Origin of the sequence: Methyloglobulus morosus KoM1, assembly GCF_000496735.2 — a bacterium.
Taxonomy (GTDB): domain Bacteria; phylum Pseudomonadota; class Gammaproteobacteria; order Methylococcales; family Methylomonadaceae; genus Methyloglobulus; species Methyloglobulus morosus.
Map to the genome: position 1 here is coordinate 30,976 of NZ_AYLO01000036.1, position 17,443 is coordinate 48,418.

General features: G+C 46.3%; 21 protein-coding genes. 13 read left to right on the top strand and 8 right to left on the bottom strand.

Annotated features, from left to right (window positions below; translation table 11 throughout):
• Positions 1-29: 29 nt before the first annotated feature.
• From bamA to MGMO_RS04980, 10 genes are all read left to right on the top strand, one after another.
• The gene (gene bamA / locus MGMO_RS04930; RefSeq protein ID WP_023493939.1) at positions 30-2,393 is read left to right on the top strand and encodes an outer membrane protein assembly factor BamA; all 2,364 of its coding nucleotides are present in this window, start codon (positions 30-32) and stop codon (positions 2,391-2,393) included.
• Positions 2,394-2,798: 405 nt separating this feature from the next.
• Positions 2,799-3,299, top strand: a complete 501-nt coding sequence (locus MGMO_RS04935; RefSeq protein ID WP_023493940.1) for an OmpH family outer membrane protein — start codon at positions 2,799-2,801, stop codon at positions 3,297-3,299.
• A 58-nt stretch (positions 3,300-3,357) separates the two neighbouring features.
• A complete protein-coding gene (gene fabZ, locus MGMO_RS04940; protein WP_023493941.1) occupies positions 3,358-3,798 on the top strand; it encodes a 3-hydroxyacyl-ACP dehydratase FabZ in 441 nt (146 codons plus the stop codon).
• Between the two features lie 2 nt (positions 3,799-3,800).
• Positions 3,801-4,571 carry an acyl-ACP--UDP-N-acetylglucosamine O-acyltransferase gene (lpxA, locus tag MGMO_RS04945; protein ID WP_036306954.1) on the top strand — a complete coding sequence of 257 codons (771 nt, stop codon included), beginning with the start codon at positions 3,801-3,803 and terminating at the stop codon, positions 4,569-4,571.
• Between the two features lie 25 nt (positions 4,572-4,596).
• Complete coding sequence (gene rnhB / locus MGMO_RS04950) at positions 4,597-5,202, top strand: ribonuclease HII (protein ID WP_023493943.1); 606 nt, start codon at positions 4,597-4,599, stop codon at positions 5,200-5,202.
• A 150-nt stretch (positions 5,203-5,352) separates the two neighbouring features.
• Positions 5,353-6,447 carry an SPFH domain-containing protein gene (locus MGMO_RS04955; RefSeq protein WP_023493944.1) on the top strand — a complete coding sequence of 365 codons (1,095 nt, stop codon included), beginning with the start codon at positions 5,353-5,355 and terminating at the stop codon, positions 6,445-6,447.
• A 21-nt stretch (positions 6,448-6,468) separates the two neighbouring features.
• On the top strand, positions 6,469-7,614 hold the full coding sequence (locus tag MGMO_RS04960; protein WP_023493945.1) for a hypothetical protein: 1,146 nt from the start codon (positions 6,469-6,471) through the stop codon (positions 7,612-7,614).
• A gap of 17 nt (positions 7,615-7,631) precedes the next feature.
• On the top strand, positions 7,632-8,810 hold the full coding sequence (locus MGMO_RS04965) for a M20 aminoacylase family protein (RefSeq protein WP_023493946.1): 1,179 nt from the start codon (positions 7,632-7,634) through the stop codon (positions 8,808-8,810).
• Between the two features lie 165 nt (positions 8,811-8,975).
• Positions 8,976-9,908, top strand: coding sequence for a thiamine-phosphate kinase (gene thiL / locus MGMO_RS04975; RefSeq protein WP_023493948.1), 933 nt, complete (start codon positions 8,976-8,978; stop codon positions 9,906-9,908).
• Complete coding sequence (locus MGMO_RS04980) at positions 9,892-10,392, top strand: phosphatidylglycerophosphatase A family protein (protein ID WP_023493949.1); 501 nt, start codon at positions 9,892-9,894, stop codon at positions 10,390-10,392. Before thiL ends, MGMO_RS04980 begins: the two co-directional genes overlap by 17 nt.
• Positions 10,393-10,450: 58 nt before the next feature.
• On the opposite strand, the gene MGMO_RS04985 is transcribed toward MGMO_RS04980, so the two are convergent.
• The 8 genes from MGMO_RS04985 to MGMO_RS05025 form a co-directional block, all read right to left on the bottom strand.
• On the bottom strand, positions 10,451-11,182 hold the full coding sequence (locus MGMO_RS04985) for a class I SAM-dependent methyltransferase (protein ID WP_023493950.1): 732 nt from the start codon (positions 11,180-11,182) through the stop codon (positions 10,451-10,453).
• Between the two features lie 108 nt (positions 11,183-11,290).
• Positions 11,291-11,818, bottom strand: coding sequence for a hypothetical protein (locus tag MGMO_RS04995; RefSeq protein WP_023493951.1), 528 nt, complete (start codon positions 11,816-11,818; stop codon positions 11,291-11,293).
• A gap of 121 nt (positions 11,819-11,939) precedes the next feature.
• Complete coding sequence (locus tag MGMO_RS05000; protein WP_023493952.1) at positions 11,940-12,173, bottom strand: sll1863 family stress response protein; 234 nt, start codon at positions 12,171-12,173, stop codon at positions 11,940-11,942.
• A 463-nt stretch (positions 12,174-12,636) separates the two neighbouring features.
• Positions 12,637-13,017, bottom strand: a complete 381-nt coding sequence (locus tag MGMO_RS05005; protein ID WP_023493954.1) for a DUF3597 domain-containing protein — start codon at positions 13,015-13,017, stop codon at positions 12,637-12,639.
• 341 nt (positions 13,018-13,358) lie between these two features.
• Complete coding sequence (gene tusC / locus MGMO_RS05010) at positions 13,359-13,715, bottom strand: sulfurtransferase complex subunit TusC (RefSeq protein WP_023493955.1); 357 nt, start codon at positions 13,713-13,715, stop codon at positions 13,359-13,361.
• Positions 13,716-13,746: 31 nt separating this feature from the next.
• The gene (gene tusD / locus MGMO_RS05015; RefSeq protein ID WP_023493956.1) at positions 13,747-14,136 is read right to left on the bottom strand and encodes a sulfurtransferase complex subunit TusD; all 390 of its coding nucleotides are present in this window, start codon (positions 14,134-14,136) and stop codon (positions 13,747-13,749) included.
• 12 nt (positions 14,137-14,148) lie between these two features.
• Positions 14,149-14,985: a quinoprotein dehydrogenase-associated putative ABC transporter substrate-binding protein gene (locus MGMO_RS05020; protein ID WP_023493957.1), complete on the bottom strand. Its 837-nt coding sequence runs from the start codon at positions 14,983-14,985 to the stop codon at positions 14,149-14,151.
• A gap of 302 nt (positions 14,986-15,287) precedes the next feature.
• The gene (locus MGMO_RS05025) at positions 15,288-15,497 is read right to left on the bottom strand and encodes a hypothetical protein (RefSeq protein WP_023493958.1); all 210 of its coding nucleotides are present in this window, start codon (positions 15,495-15,497) and stop codon (positions 15,288-15,290) included.
• Between the two features lie 347 nt (positions 15,498-15,844).
• Here MGMO_RS05025 and MGMO_RS20950 point away from each other — a divergent pair, with 347 nt between their 5' ends.
• The 3 genes from MGMO_RS20950 (at position 15,845) to MGMO_RS05035 (ending at position 17,233) form a co-directional block, all read left to right on the top strand.
• Complete coding sequence (locus MGMO_RS20950; RefSeq protein ID WP_023493959.1) at positions 15,845-16,345, top strand: DMT family transporter; 501 nt, start codon at positions 15,845-15,847, stop codon at positions 16,343-16,345.
• Positions 16,314-16,748 (top strand): DMT family transporter, encoded by a 435-nt coding sequence (locus MGMO_RS20955; RefSeq protein WP_321163109.1) that lies wholly within the window; start codon positions 16,314-16,316, stop codon positions 16,746-16,748. The genes MGMO_RS20950 and MGMO_RS20955 overlap by 32 nt, the downstream gene beginning before the upstream one ends.
• Before the next feature lie 275 nt (positions 16,749-17,023).
• The gene (locus MGMO_RS05035; RefSeq protein WP_023493961.1) at positions 17,024-17,233 is read left to right on the top strand and encodes a cold-shock protein; all 210 of its coding nucleotides are present in this window, start codon (positions 17,024-17,026) and stop codon (positions 17,231-17,233) included.
• Positions 17,234-17,443 lie beyond the last annotated feature (210 nt).

Sequence of the window (17,443 nt, forward strand, 5' to 3'; positions counted from 1 at the left end):
TGGGCACACTGGCGTTTCTTTAGGTTTAAATGAAATTACACATACTTACACGTTTTTTACTGATCTGCCTGCTACTACTTTCCCAGTCGGTCAAAAGCGAGGAAGAATTCATCGTCAGCGATATTCAAGTCAGGGGGCTACAACGTATTTCTGAGGGAACAGTGTTCAATTACCTGCCCGTCAATGTCGGCGAGCGCTTTTCTTTGGGCAATGTTGGCCCTGCAATCAAGGCCTTATTCAAGACCGGATTTTTTAAGGATGTCTCGCTGGAAAGGGAAGGCTCTTCGCTGATTGTCAACGTGGTCGAACGTCCGTCCATTGCAAAAATTCTTTTTGAAGGCAACAAAGACTTGAGCAAAGAGGATTTGACCAAGGCGTTAGACAAGATTGGCCTATCTGAGGGCAAGATATTTGACCGCTCGGTATTGGATAAGGTTGAACTCGAACTAAAGCGCCAATACCTTAGCCACGGCAAATACAGCTTGAAGATCAAGACCGAAGTGGCAAACTTGACCCGTAATCGGGTCGGTATTCGTATCAACATTTCCGAAGGCAGGGTCACTAAGATCAAGGAAATCAATATTGTTGGGAACAAGTCTTTCGACGATGCCGCCCTTTTGAAAAAGCTGGAGTTGAATACGACCAACCTTCTGTCTTTTTACACAAAGGACGACCAATATTCCAAGCAAAAACTGTCGGCTGACCTGGAAACATTAAGGTCCTATTATTTGGACAGGGGTTATATCAACTTTAATATCGAGTCCACCCAAGTCGCCATTACACCGGACAAAAAAGATATTTATGTCACCATTAACGTCAAGGAAGGCGCAATTTATAGGTTGGATAAAGTCAAGCTGACCGGGAATTTGATCGTTAAGCCGGATGAACTCATCAAGCTCATGACGGTAGGGCCGGGTGAAATTTTCTCCCGCAAGAATGCCACAGAAACGTCCAAAGCCATACAAGACCGCTTGGGTGACGAAGGTTATGCGTTTGCCAATGTCAACATGGTGCCGGAAATTCATGAAGGCAATAAAACTGTAGACATGGCTTTCTTCGTTGATCCCGGCAAGCGGGCTTATGTTCATCGTATCAACTACAGCGGCAATACCAAAACCCGCGATGAAGTCCTGCGGCGTGAAATGCGCCAAATGGAATCCAGTTGGGCATCCAGTTCAAAAATAGAACGTTCAAAAACACGTCTAGAGCGCTTGGGTTATTTTGAATCCGTCAATGTCGAAACGCCGCCAGTCCCTGGGACGGCTGACCAGATTGATGTCAATTATTCCGTTGTTGAGAAGTCTTCCGGGAATTTATCGGCGGGTATCGGTTATTCTCAGGTGCAAGGTATTGTGATCAATGCCAATATCTCCCAAGATAACGTATTCGGCTCGGGCAAGCGGGTAAACCTTGCCTTTAACAACAGTACTTTTTTGACCAGTTACCAATTTGGGTTTTACAACCCTTATTTTACGACTGACGGTGTCAGTTTAGGGTACAACTTGGGTTACACGGATCGAAATGCGGGGGCAATTAACCTCGCCAACTATTCCACAACAATTGCAAATGCAGGCCTGGATTTTGGCATTCCCCTGAACGAGTTCGACCAACTCCGGTTTGGTATGGATTTGAGGCATACCAAGCTTAAGACAGGGACAAACTCATCCCAGGAGATCGATGATTTCATTAATGGGAATGACGGCAAAGGTAATACTAGGTCCACCTCCAAGGCAAATGGCGACAGTTTTTTAACTTTTGCGCCTTCGGTGGGTTGGACCCACGACACCTTAAATCGGGCGATTTTCCCCAATAAAGGGGGGCAACAACGTTTGGGGGCCCAAATTACCCTGCCCGGCGTCAGCGACTTGGATTACTACAAAATCAGCTATAAGCATCAGGAATATTTCCCGTTATCATCCGACTTTACTTTCAGGTTGCTGGCCGATATTGGCTATGGCGATGGCTACGGCGATACGGACAAATTGCCATTCTTTGAAAATTATTACGGCGGCGGCACAGGTTCTGTGCGGGGGTTCAGGAACAATACCCTAGGCCCAAGGGACACCCCGATAAGCCGCAAATTAAGGCAGCCTTTGCCTTTTGGGGGTTCTACCAAAATCGTGGGCAGTGCGGAATTGTTTTTTCCGGTACCGTTTTTGCAGGAATCCAAATCAGTCCGCTTAGGGGCATTTTTTGATGCGGGACGTATCCAGAATGGTTTCGGTACCGACAATATGAAATATTCAGCGGGTTTGTCAGGGGAATGGTTGTCACCTTTTGGCGCGTTATCGGTAAGTGCTGCTGTACCGCTCAACGCGAAGCCGTTTAATGCGACTACTGGTGTGGGAGACCAAAAACAGTTATTCCAATTCAATTTTGGGCAGAATTTTTAAGCTTTTGGGTTAGTAATCAACAGCAAATAAGCCACATAAATGGTGTTAGATAAGTAAAAGATAGGCAAACCTAAGCGTTTGAGGAGAAGTTTTTTGGTTTATTAAGCTTATCCCCTATAATTTAACGAATGCATAATGGTTGTATGCCAAAATCGCCTCTTGATGACCGTGTTTTTGGTTTGATTGGTGATGCGTTGGTTTCCCTGGACGGGAAAGTGAGGCAATCAAAATTTGTATTATTAATGTTGTAGTTCCCACGAAATCAAGGGCTATTCAAGCGGAAAACAGAGTTCATGAATAACACAAACCTTGCTTAACGGTATTTTGAATACCATCACTATTGTAAATTCTGCAATAGTTTGTTTTGTAGAGAAATTTTTAACTGTATTGGAGATTGATATAACGATGAAAACGAAAATTGCGCTATTTTTAGGATTATTGCTTGTCGCAAATGTGAGCTTTGCTGATCTAAAGATTGGGGTCGTCAATATCGGGGCGGTACTTGAAAAAGCACCGCAAGCCGAAAAAGCAAAAAAGCGCTTGGAGCAAGAGTTTAAGCCTCGCGATACCCAATTGGTAAATCAACAAAAAGACATTCAGGCTATGCAAGAAAAGCTGAAAAAAGATGCCTCCGTGATGGGTGAATCCCAGCGCAACAAATTGGAGGTTGAACTCCAGGACAAAATTAGGGACGCTAAACGCTCGCAGCAGGAATTCAGTGAAGATTTTAACGCTCGCCGTAATGATGAGTTGGGTAAATTACAACGCCGAATTGTCGAAGCCATCAAGGCTATTGCCAAAGACCAAGAATTTGATTTGATCTTGACCGACGGTGTCATTTATTCCAGCCCTCAAATGGACATAACCAGCCAATTGCAACAAAAACTTTCAACCTTACCTGAGTAATTCGTTACGGGTATTCCGCTCTATCACCTGACTTAACCTTTGTTGAATCCTAATAACTATGTCTATTAAGCTAGATATTCTAGAAATCCAAGCCTTCTTGCCTCATCGTTACCCTTTTTTGCTGGTTGACAAGGTAATTGAGTGTGAACCTGGCGTCAGATTGCTGGGGGTTAAGAACGTGACATATAACGAGCCTTATTTTCAAGGCCATTTCCCGCAGAAACCGATATTCCCAGGGGTTTTGATCCTGGAAGCGCTGGCACAGGCGACAGGCCTGTTGGCATCGGAAACATCGGATGAACTGGGTGGTATGATTTACTATTTGGTGGGCATTGATAATGCGAAATTCAAACGCCCCGTCATACCTGGAGACCAATTGATGTTGGAGGTGAAATTCCTTAAGAGCAAACGCAATATCTGGGCATTCGACTGCCGTGCCGATGTGGAAGGTGATTTTGTCGCCAGCGCGGAAATCCGGTGTGCTGCCGTGGTGCCTTAAGCTTGATACATCCAACAGCAATTATTGACGGTGGTGCTGAATTAGCCGACGATGTGAACGTGGGCCCGTTCAGTTTTATTGGGGCGGGAGTTAAGATAGGATCGGGAACAACGGTGGGTTCCCATGTGGTCATCAAGGGCCCTACCGCAATTGGCAAGCACAACCGCATTTACCAATTTTCCTCGATAGGCGAAGACCCACAAGACAAAAAATATGCTAACGAAGTAACCCGTCTTGAAATCGGTGACCGCAATACGATACGGGAATTCTCATCATTGCACCGTGGCACTAAACAGGATCAAAGCGTCACCAAGATAGGTAGCGATAACCTGTTCATGGCCTATACCCACGTCGCGCATGATTGTGTTATCGGCGATCATGTCATTATGGCGAATGGGGCATCGCTGGCAGGGCACGTACAACTCCACAGCCATGCCATCTTGGGAGGCTTTACCTTGGTGCATCAGTTTACCAAGATAGGCCAATACAGCTTCGCGGCGATGGGCAGTGCCATCACCCAAGACATTCCGCCCTTCGTCATGGTGGGGGGAAAACCTACCCGCCCGCATGGGATCAATTCTGTTGGCATGGAGCGTAACGGCATTTCCGCCGAAGACATAAGATTGATACGCAAAGCCTACAAGATGATCTACAAGATGAACTTGCGGCTTGAAGATGCCATCGACCAAATGGAAGATCTGGCTGGCGACAGCAAGGAATTGTCGGCGATGGTCAATTTTTTGCGTAGTGTCAGTCGGGGTATTTTGCGGTAAACCATTAAAATTTCGGCTTGAGTTTATGGTGGCACCTAAAGATTCCCTCATCGAGTCAGCAACAGCCAGCATCATTGCCGGGGTTGATGAAGCAGGTCGTGGCCCGTTAGCCGGGCCTGTTGTGGCGGCGGCAGTTATTCTCAATCCCCAAATCCCGATCGAAGGTTTGGCGGATTCCAAAAAACTCTCGGAAAACCAGCGAAACCGCCTTGCTGCGCTGATTAAGCAACATGCCTTAAGTTATTCAATCGCACAGGCCAGCGTTATCGAAATAGACGATTTAAACATCTTGCAAGCCACATTATTGGCGATGCAAAGGGCTGTATCGGGTTTGTCTTTGCTGCCAGGCCAAGTCTTGGTTGATGGCAATCGTTTGCCAAAACTTCCCATTCCTGCCCAAGCTATCGTCAAAGGGGACAGCAAGGTCAAAGCCATCAGCGCGGCATCCATATTGGCCAAAGTTACCCGGGATGCCATCATGGTCGATTTCCATACGCAATATCCCGACTTCTCTTTCCATATTCATAAAGGGTATGGCACTAAGCAACATCTCGCTGAAATAGGACAGTATGGTTGGTTAGACATCCACAGGCGGACGTTTAATCCGGTAAAAACGCTTTTGGCAAAATGACGTAGCGATGTTTTGGATAAAAGCCATTAAGATAATGGTCGAATGACCTTTTATTGTGACCAGAATCTTTCTTGAAATAAATAGCGAATAGCAGCAAAAAGCAATGCAACCAACTGCACTATCCACATAGGCAACAATAAGGAGACCGATATGGGCTTATTTGACAAAATATTAGGTGAATTTGTCGATGTTATTGAGTGGACCGATACTTCCACCGATACGATGGTGTACCGTTTTGAACGTTACGGGAACGAAATCAAGTACGGCGCCATGTTGACCGTACGCGAATCCCAACTTGCCATCATGGTCAATGAAGGTCGTATTGCCGATGTTTACAAGCCGGGCTTATATAAGTTGGAAACCCAAAACATGCCGATTTTGACGACGCTGCAAAGTTGGCCGCATGGTTTCAACAGTCCGTTCAAGGCCGAAGTGTATTTCTTCAACATGCGACGGTTTACCGACCTTAAATGGGGTACCAAAAACCCTGTGATGTTGCGCGACAAGGAGTTCGGTGCGGTTAGGCTCAGGGCTTACGGGACCTATGCGGTCAGGATCAAAGAGCCGGAAGTTTTCAGCAAGGAAATTGTGGGCACTAACGGCCATTTCAGCACGGGCGAAATCAGCGACCAATTGCGTAATCTCATCACTTCGAGATTCAGCTCGATAATTGGCGAAGCCAATATTCCCATTTTGGACTTGGCCGCAAATTACGACGAACTCAGCAACTATATCAGTACCCGCTTAACACCGGAATTTCTGGAATACGGCCTTGAGGTGAATAACCTGCTGATCGAAAACATCTCCTTGCCCGAAGAAGTCGAGAAAGCCTTGGATAAGCGCACTAGCATAGGTATAGTCGGCAATCTCAACGATTACACACGCTATCAGGCGGCAGAAGCTATGCAGGCGGCGGCGGAAAATCCATCCGGCGTAGCATCCGCAGGGGTTGGTATGGGGATAGGTTTTGGTATGGCTAATGAGATGGGTAGGACGTATGCCGAAGCAAGCAAAAATGCGATGCCACCACCGTTACCGCAAGAGCCGACTGTGTACGTGGCTATCAATGGCGAGAAAACCGGGCCGTTTGATTTGGCCACGGTCAGGCGGAAAATTCAAGGCGGCGAAATTGCCCGGGATACGTTGGTTTGGCATGAACCCATGCCGGAGTGGATGCCTGCCGAAAAGATGGAGACTATTGCGGCTTTCTTTCCAAAAATGCCGCCACCACTTCCTAACAGCTAAGACAATGTCGAGATTGAATTTGTGTTCAAAGCCATAAAAAGGGAAACAAGTAGTGCGAAGGATGCCCATTTTCCGTGCAGCAAATGTGGCGCATTACTGGTCTATAAGCCAGGAACGCAACGCCTCACCTGTAAATATTGCGGAACGGAAAACCGGATTGGGGAACGTGCAGGGGAAATCAAGGAATACGACTTTCATTACGCGTTGGTTGAACTGGCGCTTGCCAAGCCCACCACAGAAAACCGGCAAATCCAGTGCGATAGTTGTGGAGCAGGGTTTAAATTCGCAGACAGCGTACATGCGGGGGAATGCCCGTTCTGCGGTACGGAAATCGTCAGTGGGACTGCACAAGCCAGGCCGATTACCCCGAAATCCCTGTTGCCTTTCAACATTAACGAGCAAGAAGCCAGGCAGCGATTTAGGCGTTGGTTAAAAGGCTTATGGTTTGCACCCGGGGAAGTAAAAAAATACGCTGATGATGACACCAAATTGCAAGGCGTTTACGTTCCGTATTGGACGTACGACAGCCAAACGGAGACCTTTTACCAAGGCGCTCGCGGTAGTGTTTATTATGTCACGGAAAGGAGACAGGCTCTTGAAGGGGGGCGGTTAGTCCACGAAACAAGGCAAGTGCCGAAGGTTGAATGGACACCCGTGCAGGGCAGGGTGACGCGTTTGTTCGATGATGTCCTGGTTGGGGCCAGCAAATCGTTGCCCAGGCAAATCCTGGAACACTTGGAGCCTTGGGATTTAGGAAACTTGGTGCCGTATAACGAAAGCTATCTTAGCGGTTTCGCCAGCGAATATTATCAGGTTGATCTCGACGAAGGTTTCGACGAAGCCAAACGTAAAATGGATAGCATGATATATTACGATATAGCCCTTGAAATCGGTGGTGATGAGCAGCGCATCGACCGTTTTCATACCCAACACAGCCATACCACTTACAAGCATTGCTTGTTACCTGTCTGGTCGGCTGCGTTCCGCTACCAGCAAAAAACGTATCGCTTTGTCATCAACGGCAGGACGGGCAAGGTGCAAGGCGAACGGCCTTACAGCTATTGGAAAATTGCGTTTGCCATTATCTTGGGGCTTTTTGCGGTGGGTGGATTGCTGGCATTTCTGGAGCATTCCAGTGCGTTGCAGCAAATGCAGGGTTTTCGTTAAAGCAGCGATGAAATCACATGACTGACATAAGCGCCAACCAACAACTGCATGATGCTATGCGCCAATGGCGCAGGCACCTTCACCAATATCCTGAAACCGCGTTTGAAGAAAACAAAACGGCACAGTTCATAGCAGGTAAGCTGACCGAATTTGGATTGGAGGTGCATACTGGATTGGCCGAAACAGGCGTAGTTGCCACCCTTTCGGCAGGAAATGGCGACAAAAAAATCGCCTTACGCGCCGACATGGATGCCTTGTTTATCCAGGAGCAAAATACCTTTGCCCATCGTTCCCGCCATAACGGCAAGATGCACGCCTGCGGACATGACGGTCATAGCGCGATGTTGCTGGGTGCGGCGAACGTGTTGTCACAACAGCGTAACTTTAATGGTACGGTGTATTTCATTTTCCAACCCGCCGAAGAAGGCCGCGCTGGAGCAAGAAAAATGATCGTCGATGGCTTGTTTGAACAATTCCCTGCGGATTGCGTGTTCGGGATGCACAACTTTCCAGACATTCCGGTGGGTCACTTTGCCGTAAAAACCGGGGCTATGATGGCGGCTTTGGATAGTTTTGAGATTATCCTGAAGGGCAAAGCCACCCATGCCGCCATGCCACATCTGGGTAATGATGTGATTGTCGCCGCCGCGCAGTTGATAGGCAACCTGCAAACCATCGTCAGTCGCACCGTCAATCCTGCCGATTCCGCCGTGGTGAGCATCACCCAAATCCACGCCGGCAACACCTGGAATGCCATTCCTGATTCGGTCGTGTTGCGCGGTACATTTCGTTGTTTTGACGGTGCCGTACAAACCCTGATTGCCGACAAAATCAGGCAACAGGTGGATGCAGTCTGCGCCGCTTTCGGGATGGACGCGGAATTCAAGTTAAACCCAGAAAATCCAGGTTATCCGGTGACTGTCAATGCTGATGCAGAAACCGCCTTGGCCCTGCAAGCCGCAATCGCCGTTGTCGGTGAGAATAGCGTTCATACTAACCCCATACCCAGCATGGGGTCGGAAGATTTTGCCTTCATGCTGCAAGAAAAACCCGGTTGTTATATCTGGATCGGCAACGGCTCATCGGAAAATAGTTGTTTACTGCATAACCCGCATTATGATTTTAACGATGATATCTTGGGGTTTGGGTCGGCTTATTGGGTTAAGTTGGTGGAATTGCGCTTAGCCAATGGATGAATTGGATGGGGTTTCGGGAAATGGCGCTTAGAAAATTGACAGCGCTAACGGCTGATGTCGCTAGCCGTAATTTTGATGGATTTGAAGGCGACTCATCCAAATCCGGCAAAGGGATAAAACCGTGCATTCCATGCACCCTACATAAACTATTTTTAGCTAAACAATTTGATTTCTGAATTTTCGCTCATTGACCGCTTTTTTAAGCGACATTGTATAAATAAGGGCATTACCAGACTGGGAATAGGCGACGATTGTGCTTTGCTTTCTATCCCTGTGGGATATGAGCTAGCGATAACCATCGATACGATGGTGGAAAACGTCCATTTCTTTGCGGGTTGTGATCCTTTCGATTTGGGATATAAATTGCTTGCGGTTAACTTGAGCGACCTCGCTAGCATGGGAGCGAAGCCGTTGGCGGCCACATTAGCCTTAACTTTGCCAGAAGTCGATGAACACTGGTTAACGCAATTTGCGGCTGGTTTTTTTTCCTTGGCCGAGAAACATCATGTCGATTTGATCGGCGGCGACACCACCTCCGGTTCCTTAACATTGACCGTCCAGGCTTTGGGTTTGGTTCCCAGCGGCCAAGCGCTCAGGCGTTCATCGGCGAAAGCAGGCGACATCGTCTGCGTAACGGGCTTTTTGGGCGATGCCGGATTAGGCTTAAAAATCAAACAGGGCTATCATTGCGAGCAACCGGATGCCGCCTTAAAACGCTTCAACCGACCTGATCCGCAAATTGAATTCGGTCAGGCTTTGGTCGGTATAGCCAATGCGTGTATTGATATTTCAGACGGCTTGGCCGGTGACCTGGGGCATATCCTTCAGCAAAGCCAAGTGGGTGCGTGTATCGACTGGGAAGTCTTGCCCCTATCGCCGGAAGTCCTTAGCTTTATCGAATATACGGGCGATTGGGCGATGCCGTTGGCGGCGGGGGACGATTATGAATTGTGCTTTACTGTCAGCCCGGATAAGGTCCAAAATTTAACCATTCCCCACACTAAAATCGGTGTCATTGAAGCATTGCCGGGCTTGCGGATCAACAAATCAGGTAACATCCAACCCTTAGAGGTCAAAAGCTTTGAGCATTTTTCTTAACGCCCATTACGGCAATAACCGGCTAACGCCCAAGCAAATATTGACGGATCCAGTCTTGTTCCTGGCCTTCGGTTTCGGTTCCGGCTTGGCGAAGAAAGCGCCCGGTACCTGTGGCACGTTAGCGGCAATTCCATTTTATCTTTTGATCGCCCAAACAGGCAATCTAACCTATAGCTTGATAATGCTGGCGGTTACGTTAGCGGGCATCCGGGTTTGCGGGCTGGCGGCAGAAAAACTGGGCGAACACGATTTCGGCGGTATCGTCTGGGATGAAATTGCGGGTTATCTGATCACCTTGTGGTGGATGCCGTTTAGCTGGCAAGGGGTGGTGCTGGGTTTTTTCCTGTTCCGCTTCTTCGACATCCTTAAGCCGTGGCCGATCCGAATAGCGGATCGCCGCGTGAAAGGCGGCTTTGGGATTATGTTGGATGATGTGTTGGCAGCGGTGTTTGCGAATATTGTCTTGCGATTGGTTTTGGTGTAGTGGAGTTCATTATTTCTTGAAGCTTAGAAAGAAGTTTCGAATGTCCTTATCAATATTGTTACAACTTCCTTTTTTCAGCACAAACTAAGTAAACTTGCTTGGAAAATGTTTCCATGAATTTAATATTTCCGGCATCAAAGCCAATGCTGGTAAGCAACTGACAAGTCTCTATTTGGCTAAAAAAATGGAATACGCCATTTTTGGAAAATCTCTCGATACGTTTTGCATAGATCCAAATGCGTAGCGAGACAGGAATAAATATCAAAGGGTTGCGTAAAATATCGCGGATAGAATCGATAAATACATGGCTGAAGTTGGCATTTGGCCTTGGGTTGCTCATAACGAAATGCCCATCTGGTTTAAGTATCCTATAAATTTCTTTAATGACTTCATCTGGATAGGGTATGTAAGACAAAAATAAAGCTGCGATGATGACATCAAAAAAATTATCCGGAACCGTTTTAAGGTAATCCAAAACATCCATTTGAATGAGGGAAATATTTTCATTCAGGGCCGTATGTTGGCTAATTCTGTTTTGGGCTATGGCAATCATCTTCTCACTGTAATCTACTCCAACCACTTTCGCCCCATTTTTTACTAGCTCACATGCATAATTGCCTGGACCACAGGCTAAGTCCAAACACTTTATACCAGGAGTGATTTGTGCGAATTCAAGCGTTTGTTGCATTAATTGGTAGTATACGCAAGACTCATGAAGGAGGGAGTATGGCTCTGCGTAGTCATTCCAAAATTTTTGCAAAGACTTTTCGATTCCAGAATCAATCTGCATGGTATCGGACGGTTTCTGATCGATTTGGAATTTGATTTGTTAAAATTTCATTATTATGGCGAGGTTTTAATTTTTTTGACAAAGCAACTGTGCCCCAATTAAGATTAATTAAACGCTGGTGTCTTGGTTGTTGCCGCCTTTAGATGCTTCTTTGGGGGACATCCTCCTGCCTAAAACATAGCCAATAATGCCCCCATAAATTGTGCCGACTTCAGTTGGTTTAAGGAAGTTAGCAAGCGCTAAGGCCAGTACGCACTGTACAATCATTATTACGACAATTGTTTGTAGCAGTAGTCCTTCCCCCAGATAAGGCTCAAGTTGTTCGCTATGGTTTCGGGCAAAAATAGCGACTAAGGCAAAGCAAAAAGTCAAACCAATACCTGTTAGCCAGATGATTAGTTCTATAATTTCGGGATTGGCAATCTTATTAGTTTCTTCCTGATGTCTAGAAGTTGAGATAGGTTCTTGAGTATTGTTTGTTGCTTTGATTATCTGACTGGAGGTTCCCTGATCAGCAATGGTAGTTTGTTTTGTTGTATCGGGCGTAGCATGGGCAATTAAACAAACTGAACTAAATAGACAAATTAGAAGTAACGATTTACGTTGCAATAAGTATTTTGTATAAAAAAAGTTCATTTTTTGTCTCTAGTAATGCCGAATAATAAAAATATTCCTAACGTATTTACAACAGTAGGCAAACTAATTTAACTTCGATTTTAATCGTTTTATAAGGATAAGCACTTCCCCAACGTAACAATTATCCGCCGTCTCCGATATTTTCCCACATATACATTCCGCTTTCATGCAATTCCAGTTCGCGCAATTGCTGGGATGCTGCTGAATGTTTAGTGCGTAATTCGTAGATTTCCTGGGCAAATTTTTGTGCTGCCGCCACCGCTGCTTGTTGTTTTGCGGTTAACACAGCTATTTGTATGTTCCACTCTTTAAGTTGATTGGTTACGGTTTGGATTTCTTCGTCTGTTGTTTTCATGACGTATTCCTCCGGGGTCTGGGCTACTGGGTAAATGGTGAATGACTTGGCAGGGTGTCATCTACCGTAGCTCTCGGCCAAAATTACTTTTAGCTTCTAAGGCTAAGGGCTTAGCTGTAATGTACGCTGATGGTAAATTTTTGCAATGACAAATTACCGTCGTTTACGGCTAAAGATGTTCCAATAACTTCGTTTTGGACAATCAGGAGGGAGTCAATGGAAAAAACAAAAGGCATTATTAGTTCGGACTTATAAAATCTTAAATTTCCATTCTCCTTGAGCTTCGAAAGGCTAAGGTGTTTCGACAAGCCTAGTAGCACGAGCGGCTCAAACATTAGAAGGCTGAACCAATAAATGCTGATAAAAATGCGTTTAGACACATAACCAGATCGTCGATAAGTGACGCTAGTTTATGGGTAAGGGGCTAATTTGTTAGGGTACTGGCTGCGTACTCTTACAGCAATTAATCCAGCAATTCTTTTGGGATATTGCCGCCATTTTGGGCGAGTTTTTGGAGTACGGTTTTATGTAGCCACATGTTCATTTGGGCGGAATCGGCCATTTTTTCTGCGGGGCAGCCCAGTTCGGTCGCAAGTTCTTTACGTGCCGATAAGCTGCTGTCCAGCCCTAACAGCTTAAGGATATCGACTATCGATGTTTTCCAATTCAGTTTTTCTGGATGGGAGGCGGCCATGCCTTCCAGTTTGGAGACCACGTCTACTTCGCTAATCGCCGTAGGGGCCGGGGTAAAGCTTGGCGCAGCTTGGGTTGCAGTAGGGGTGGCTTCTGCTGCTTCTGCACTGCCAATGCCTAATTTTGAAAGGATTTTACTAAAAAAACTCATGGCTACTCCTTAATGTGTAGTTATCTATGCGGTTATTTCTTAGTTTACAAAATCAATAAGTTAACTCAATGACACTGCTGATTGGAGATTACTTTACCAGTGTATTTCCGATTAGTCACTATTTGGCTAAGAATTCGGTTGGGTAAATTTCCCTATTCGTATGCCTGGGGCATAACTAATAGCTTCAGGTCAAACTATGACGATAAATTATAACCGGGCCGATTGTCAGCAATTATAGGCTCACTGCGACGGGCATTCCGGTAATGCACTGATTGTTGGCGAGCCGGTCAGCGCGTTCAATTGACCATCAAGGAAGATCAACCTCTGTATATCACTTTGAGTTAACCAGGCAATACCCACTCAAATGTTTTTAACAATTCACCGATTTTTATCCGAGGGATTTCAATCACAGGTACAGCTAAATTATCTATAGTTAAGCCCATTTCCGATAACGATTCAGTTTCCGTATAAATGGTGTTGATGTTGTAAATGGGCAGGGCTTTAAATAAAGTTGCGGTATCCTTCAACCCTAAACCTTCTGGGCTTTGCTGTTTTTTGATCTGAAACACAGCGTTGTCCAGCAATAAGAGGCTGACTTCCTGGTCAAAGGCGGCAACGGTCATAATAAAATCGAGCGCTTCTTGGACGTGAGTGCCGCTATGGGGGGGATTTCGTAGGATAAATAAAATTTTTTTCACGGGTTTGATTGGGTTCGATAGCCTCAATAAGTTAGCCAAATACGATCACGCGATCGGCTTCTAACAAAGCCTCGACCCATTGCCCTAAGCCGCCGATGCGGAAACCTATAGCCAAGTCATCGTCTTGTTTGCCTCGCCGTTGCGCTTCATCCGCATACAATAGGCCCCGTCTTTGGGCGGCAGATATGCATACCAGCAAATCGACCGAATGTTGTTCGGCAAGTTCGCCCCAAAGTTGCGTGAGCTGCAATTCGTCATCGGGCGTCGTGTTGTGCTTGAAAGCATGGTATATCCCTTCATGGTAAAAAAATACCCTGAACACCTCATGCCCTTGCGCCAGGGCCGCTTGGATGAACCGGTAAGCACTGTACCCGCTATTGGACTGGCAAGGGCTGGCGTTGACTTGGATGGCGTAGCGCATTAGAGGCAGTACTTACAACAATGGAATATTATACTCGGCGATAATTACCTTGATTTCTTTGGCATTTTTTAAAATCAACCTATCCAGCACCGCTTTCCTTTCCTTATCCGATTTCCTGACGCCCATCGACATGGGAAAATCAAATTGCATGCCTGGCGACGATTTCATCGGAATGACGGTGTAACTATTTTTTGGGCTTTGCGAGATGATATAACCCGCCATCGGCCCCCAAATAATCACCATGTCGATTTTTTTGGCCTTGAGGTCTTTGTCGATCTGCATGGCGGTGTTGTTGTCATCGTCGCCCGACATGCTTTGGTAAGGGATGCCGTATTCCAGCAAGCCGCTCTTTTGCAGCCAAATAGTGCCGGGGGTTTGGTCGAACATGGCAATCTTCAATCTGTCCTGGCGTTCCGGCGATACATTGGTCAACTGTGCGGCATCCAAGGTAATGTCATCCCAGCCGCGACCTTTTGCAATCAACAAAACATAGGTGGAGCGGTAGTAAGGGATCGTCGTTTCGGTCAGGTCGTAGCCTGTCGGCAAACCCATCACCACGTCGCATTTGAAGTCCGTGCTGTCCACTGCGTCTTCTTTGACGGAAGCCATCAAGGTGTTGCGGACAAAGCCGATGCGTTGCGGAAACCAGGTGTATTCCACCGTTTGCCCCAGCTCCTTGGCAAGCAATTCGGCAATCTTATTTTCAAAGCCGTCTTGTTTTTTGGTGGAATACGGCGGGTTGAGCGGATCGGCGCAGACTTTAAATTTTTCCTTCGCATACGAGGTTGATGTACCTGTTACCAGGAATATTATAGCGATTAGGTTAAAGAGGCGTACTCGAATCCTCATGAAATGCTCCTTTATTTTTAATAAACTCTTCATGTCGGCTTATTGTAATCGAATGGTGCCGATCACGTTCCCTTTTGGTTCTTGATTTAGGGCATGTTTGCTTAGGTATTGATTCTGCTCTGGATAATAGCTGTGAGAATCTTGTTCCTAGTGAAAAAAGCAGAAAAAGATTTTGATAAATACGATGAAGCAATCCAATCGTTTTATTTAGTCCGAAAGGATGTGCTGAACAAGGGGAAGCGCATACTTCGTGTTGTCTCGGCAAATCCTACATTTGGTCGTCTTACAGGTTAGTAAAATGATCAACCCCTAACCGACTTCTCCAGCTTCTTACGCTGCCCCGCATCCAGCCATCGGTCACACCAAACATTTAAGGACAATGCCAAGCCGCACATCAATTCAAACTCGCGCTTGGCTTCGCCCGGTTGTTCTTTCGGCCACCAAGAATGCATGTCCATGTGCCGACGAATGTAATGGCAAGCGGCATCGACTTCGGAATCGTTAAGGTGCATTGAGTAACTCCTATGGTTTATGAAGTAATGACGATTTTATCGGTTAATTGAATGATACGGCGGTAATGGGCTGATGTAAATTTTTGTGATTCGAGGGTGGTTCTAGTAATGCCATTATGCTAATGTAAGATTCTCCCTCTTAACCTTCGCCCGGTGATAGGGGACGCGGCAACGGGTAGGGAATTCGGTGTCGCCCAAGGAGAAGGTTCTTTGTCCCTATATCCACGCTGCGGTTGTATGAGTTAGTCAATGAGTGATTCTCCACACTTAATTAAATAATCCAACACGTTGAATTTTTGCCGGATTTTTAAGTCTGTCCTTTCATTTGCCCGATATAATAAATACTAATGCGTATTACGCTATCTTACATCTGTGTGGTCTTGCTCTGGGCCACGACCCCGCTCGCTATCAAATGGAGCGGCGAGGGGCCTGGCTTCCTGTTTGCCGTCACCAGCCGTATGGCAATTGGTATGGCTTGTTTGTTGTTTACGCTGGCGATGTTCCGCCGATCTTTGGCGGGTCATCGCAAGGCGTGGTTGACGTACTTGGCAGTTGCCGTGCAAATTTACGGTTCGATGATCGCCGTGTACTGGGCTTCGCAGTTTATCCCTTCTGGCTGGATTTCAGTGTTGTTCGGGCTCGCACCGCTGATGACTACGTTGTTGGCAAGCGTTTTGCTCAAGGAACGGCTTTTGTCATTCAGTAAGCTGTGTGCATATAGTTTGGGCGTGGGCGGTTTATATATCATGTTTGGTTCGGCTGTCCACTTGGGCGAAAGCGCAGCCTTCGGCATCGCCGGGGTTGTTGGTCGCCGCCTTGTTGCAGTCGGTTGGGGCGGTCTGGATTAAGCGCATTGACGCCGGATTACCGGCATTAACTCAAGTGGCGGGTGGGTTAGGGCTGGCGTTTCCTGCGTATTTAATAACCTGGGGATTGATTGACGGGCAATGGCCTGAAAAGTTGTCTACAGTCAATATCGCAGCGATTGCTTATTTGGGGATGATCGCAACGACGATAGGTTTTTCACTCTATTATTATTTGTTGACGCAATTGTCGGCCACCCAGGTCGCCTTGAGTTCGCTTGTCACCCCAGTTTTGGCGTTGCTGTTGGGGCATTGGGTCAACCATGAACCTTTGACCCAGCAAATAATGACCGGAACATCGTTGATATTGGCTGCGCTAATCATGCACGAAATATTTGACCGGATTAGCTTTCTAAAGCTGAAACGTGCCTACAATACCAAACTATAAACAGCCTATTAATAAAATTAATTTTAATAATCAGTATGTTATAAATATTTGCGATTTGGTGCCCATTGGGTGCAAATGGAATTTGATTTTAATCGCTAGGGCTTTGTTTAAATTGGGTTCGTGTTGCACTGAAGCCTCGCAAATCCACACTTAAAATGTTTTGCTCTCCTTATCTTTTTAGTGCTACCATTGAAGGGCGTTAAAGTAGAGCCGGTCCTCGGACTGGGTATTGTTAAGCCAACTGAGATTGGCGTTTTTATTAATATGAGTTCGATATGGCAGAGCAAGTTGTAGGTACCGTTAAGTGGTTTAATGATGAAAAAGGCTTTGGTTTTATTGCCCAGGAAGGCGGCAAAGATGTTTTCGTTCACCATAGTGCGATCAATGGTTCAGGTCGCAAGACCCTGAAAGAAGGCCAAAAAGTGACGATGGAAGTCACTCAAGGCCAAAAAGGCCCACAGGCCGAAAATGTAACCCCTGCTTAATCGAGTTAGGGTCGCACCCTCAAAAACCAGTCGGTTTTTGAGTCCCCTACGGTACTGGAACCATTTCGAGCCAGTAATATATGCTTAGGCGACGCTGAGTAAGCTAAACCTTATATTGCTGTTGCATCGTGTGGTCAATAACGTTTCTTGTTTTTCGTTATTGTTCGCTAGATGTATTTGAAAAGCTATTGCATGCTTTCTGGTAGGGTC

Coding starts and splice junctions, on each gene's coding strand:
- bamA (WP_023493939.1), top strand. CDS start 30: ATGAAATTACACATACTTACACGTTTTTTACTGATCTGCCTGCTACTA.
- MGMO_RS04935 (WP_023493940.1), top strand. CDS start 2,799: ATGAAAACGAAAATTGCGCTATTTTTAGGATTATTGCTTGTCGCAAAT.
- fabZ (WP_023493941.1), top strand. CDS start 3,358: ATGTCTATTAAGCTAGATATTCTAGAAATCCAAGCCTTCTTGCCTCAT.
- rnhB (WP_023493943.1), top strand. CDS start 4,597: ATGGTGGCACCTAAAGATTCCCTCATCGAGTCAGCAACAGCCAGCATC.
- MGMO_RS04955 (WP_023493944.1), top strand. CDS start 5,353: ATGGGCTTATTTGACAAAATATTAGGTGAATTTGTCGATGTTATTGAG.
- MGMO_RS04965 (WP_023493946.1), top strand. CDS start 7,632: ATGACTGACATAAGCGCCAACCAACAACTGCATGATGCTATGCGCCAA.
- MGMO_RS04985 (WP_023493950.1), bottom strand. CDS start 11,182: ATGCAGATTGATTCTGGAATCGAAAAGTCTTTGCAAAAATTTTGGAAT.
- MGMO_RS04995 (WP_023493951.1), bottom strand. CDS start 11,818: ATGAACTTTTTTTATACAAAATACTTATTGCAACGTAAATCGTTACTT.
- MGMO_RS05000 (WP_023493952.1), bottom strand. CDS start 12,173: ATGAAAACAACAGACGAAGAAATCCAAACCGTAACCAATCAACTTAAA.
- MGMO_RS05005 (WP_023493954.1), bottom strand. CDS start 13,017: ATGAGTTTTTTTAGTAAAATCCTTTCAAAATTAGGCATTGGCAGTGCA.
- tusD (WP_023493956.1), bottom strand. CDS start 14,136: ATGCGCTACGCCATCCAAGTCAACGCCAGCCCTTGCCAGTCCAATAGC.
- MGMO_RS05020 (WP_023493957.1), bottom strand. CDS start 14,985: ATGAGGATTCGAGTACGCCTCTTTAACCTAATCGCTATAATATTCCTG.
- MGMO_RS05025 (WP_023493958.1), bottom strand. CDS start 15,497: ATGCACCTTAACGATTCCGAAGTCGATGCCGCTTGCCATTACATTCGT.
- MGMO_RS20950 (WP_023493959.1), top strand. CDS start 15,845: ATGCGTATTACGCTATCTTACATCTGTGTGGTCTTGCTCTGGGCCACG.
- MGMO_RS05035 (WP_023493961.1), top strand. CDS start 17,024: ATGGCAGAGCAAGTTGTAGGTACCGTTAAGTGGTTTAATGATGAAAAA.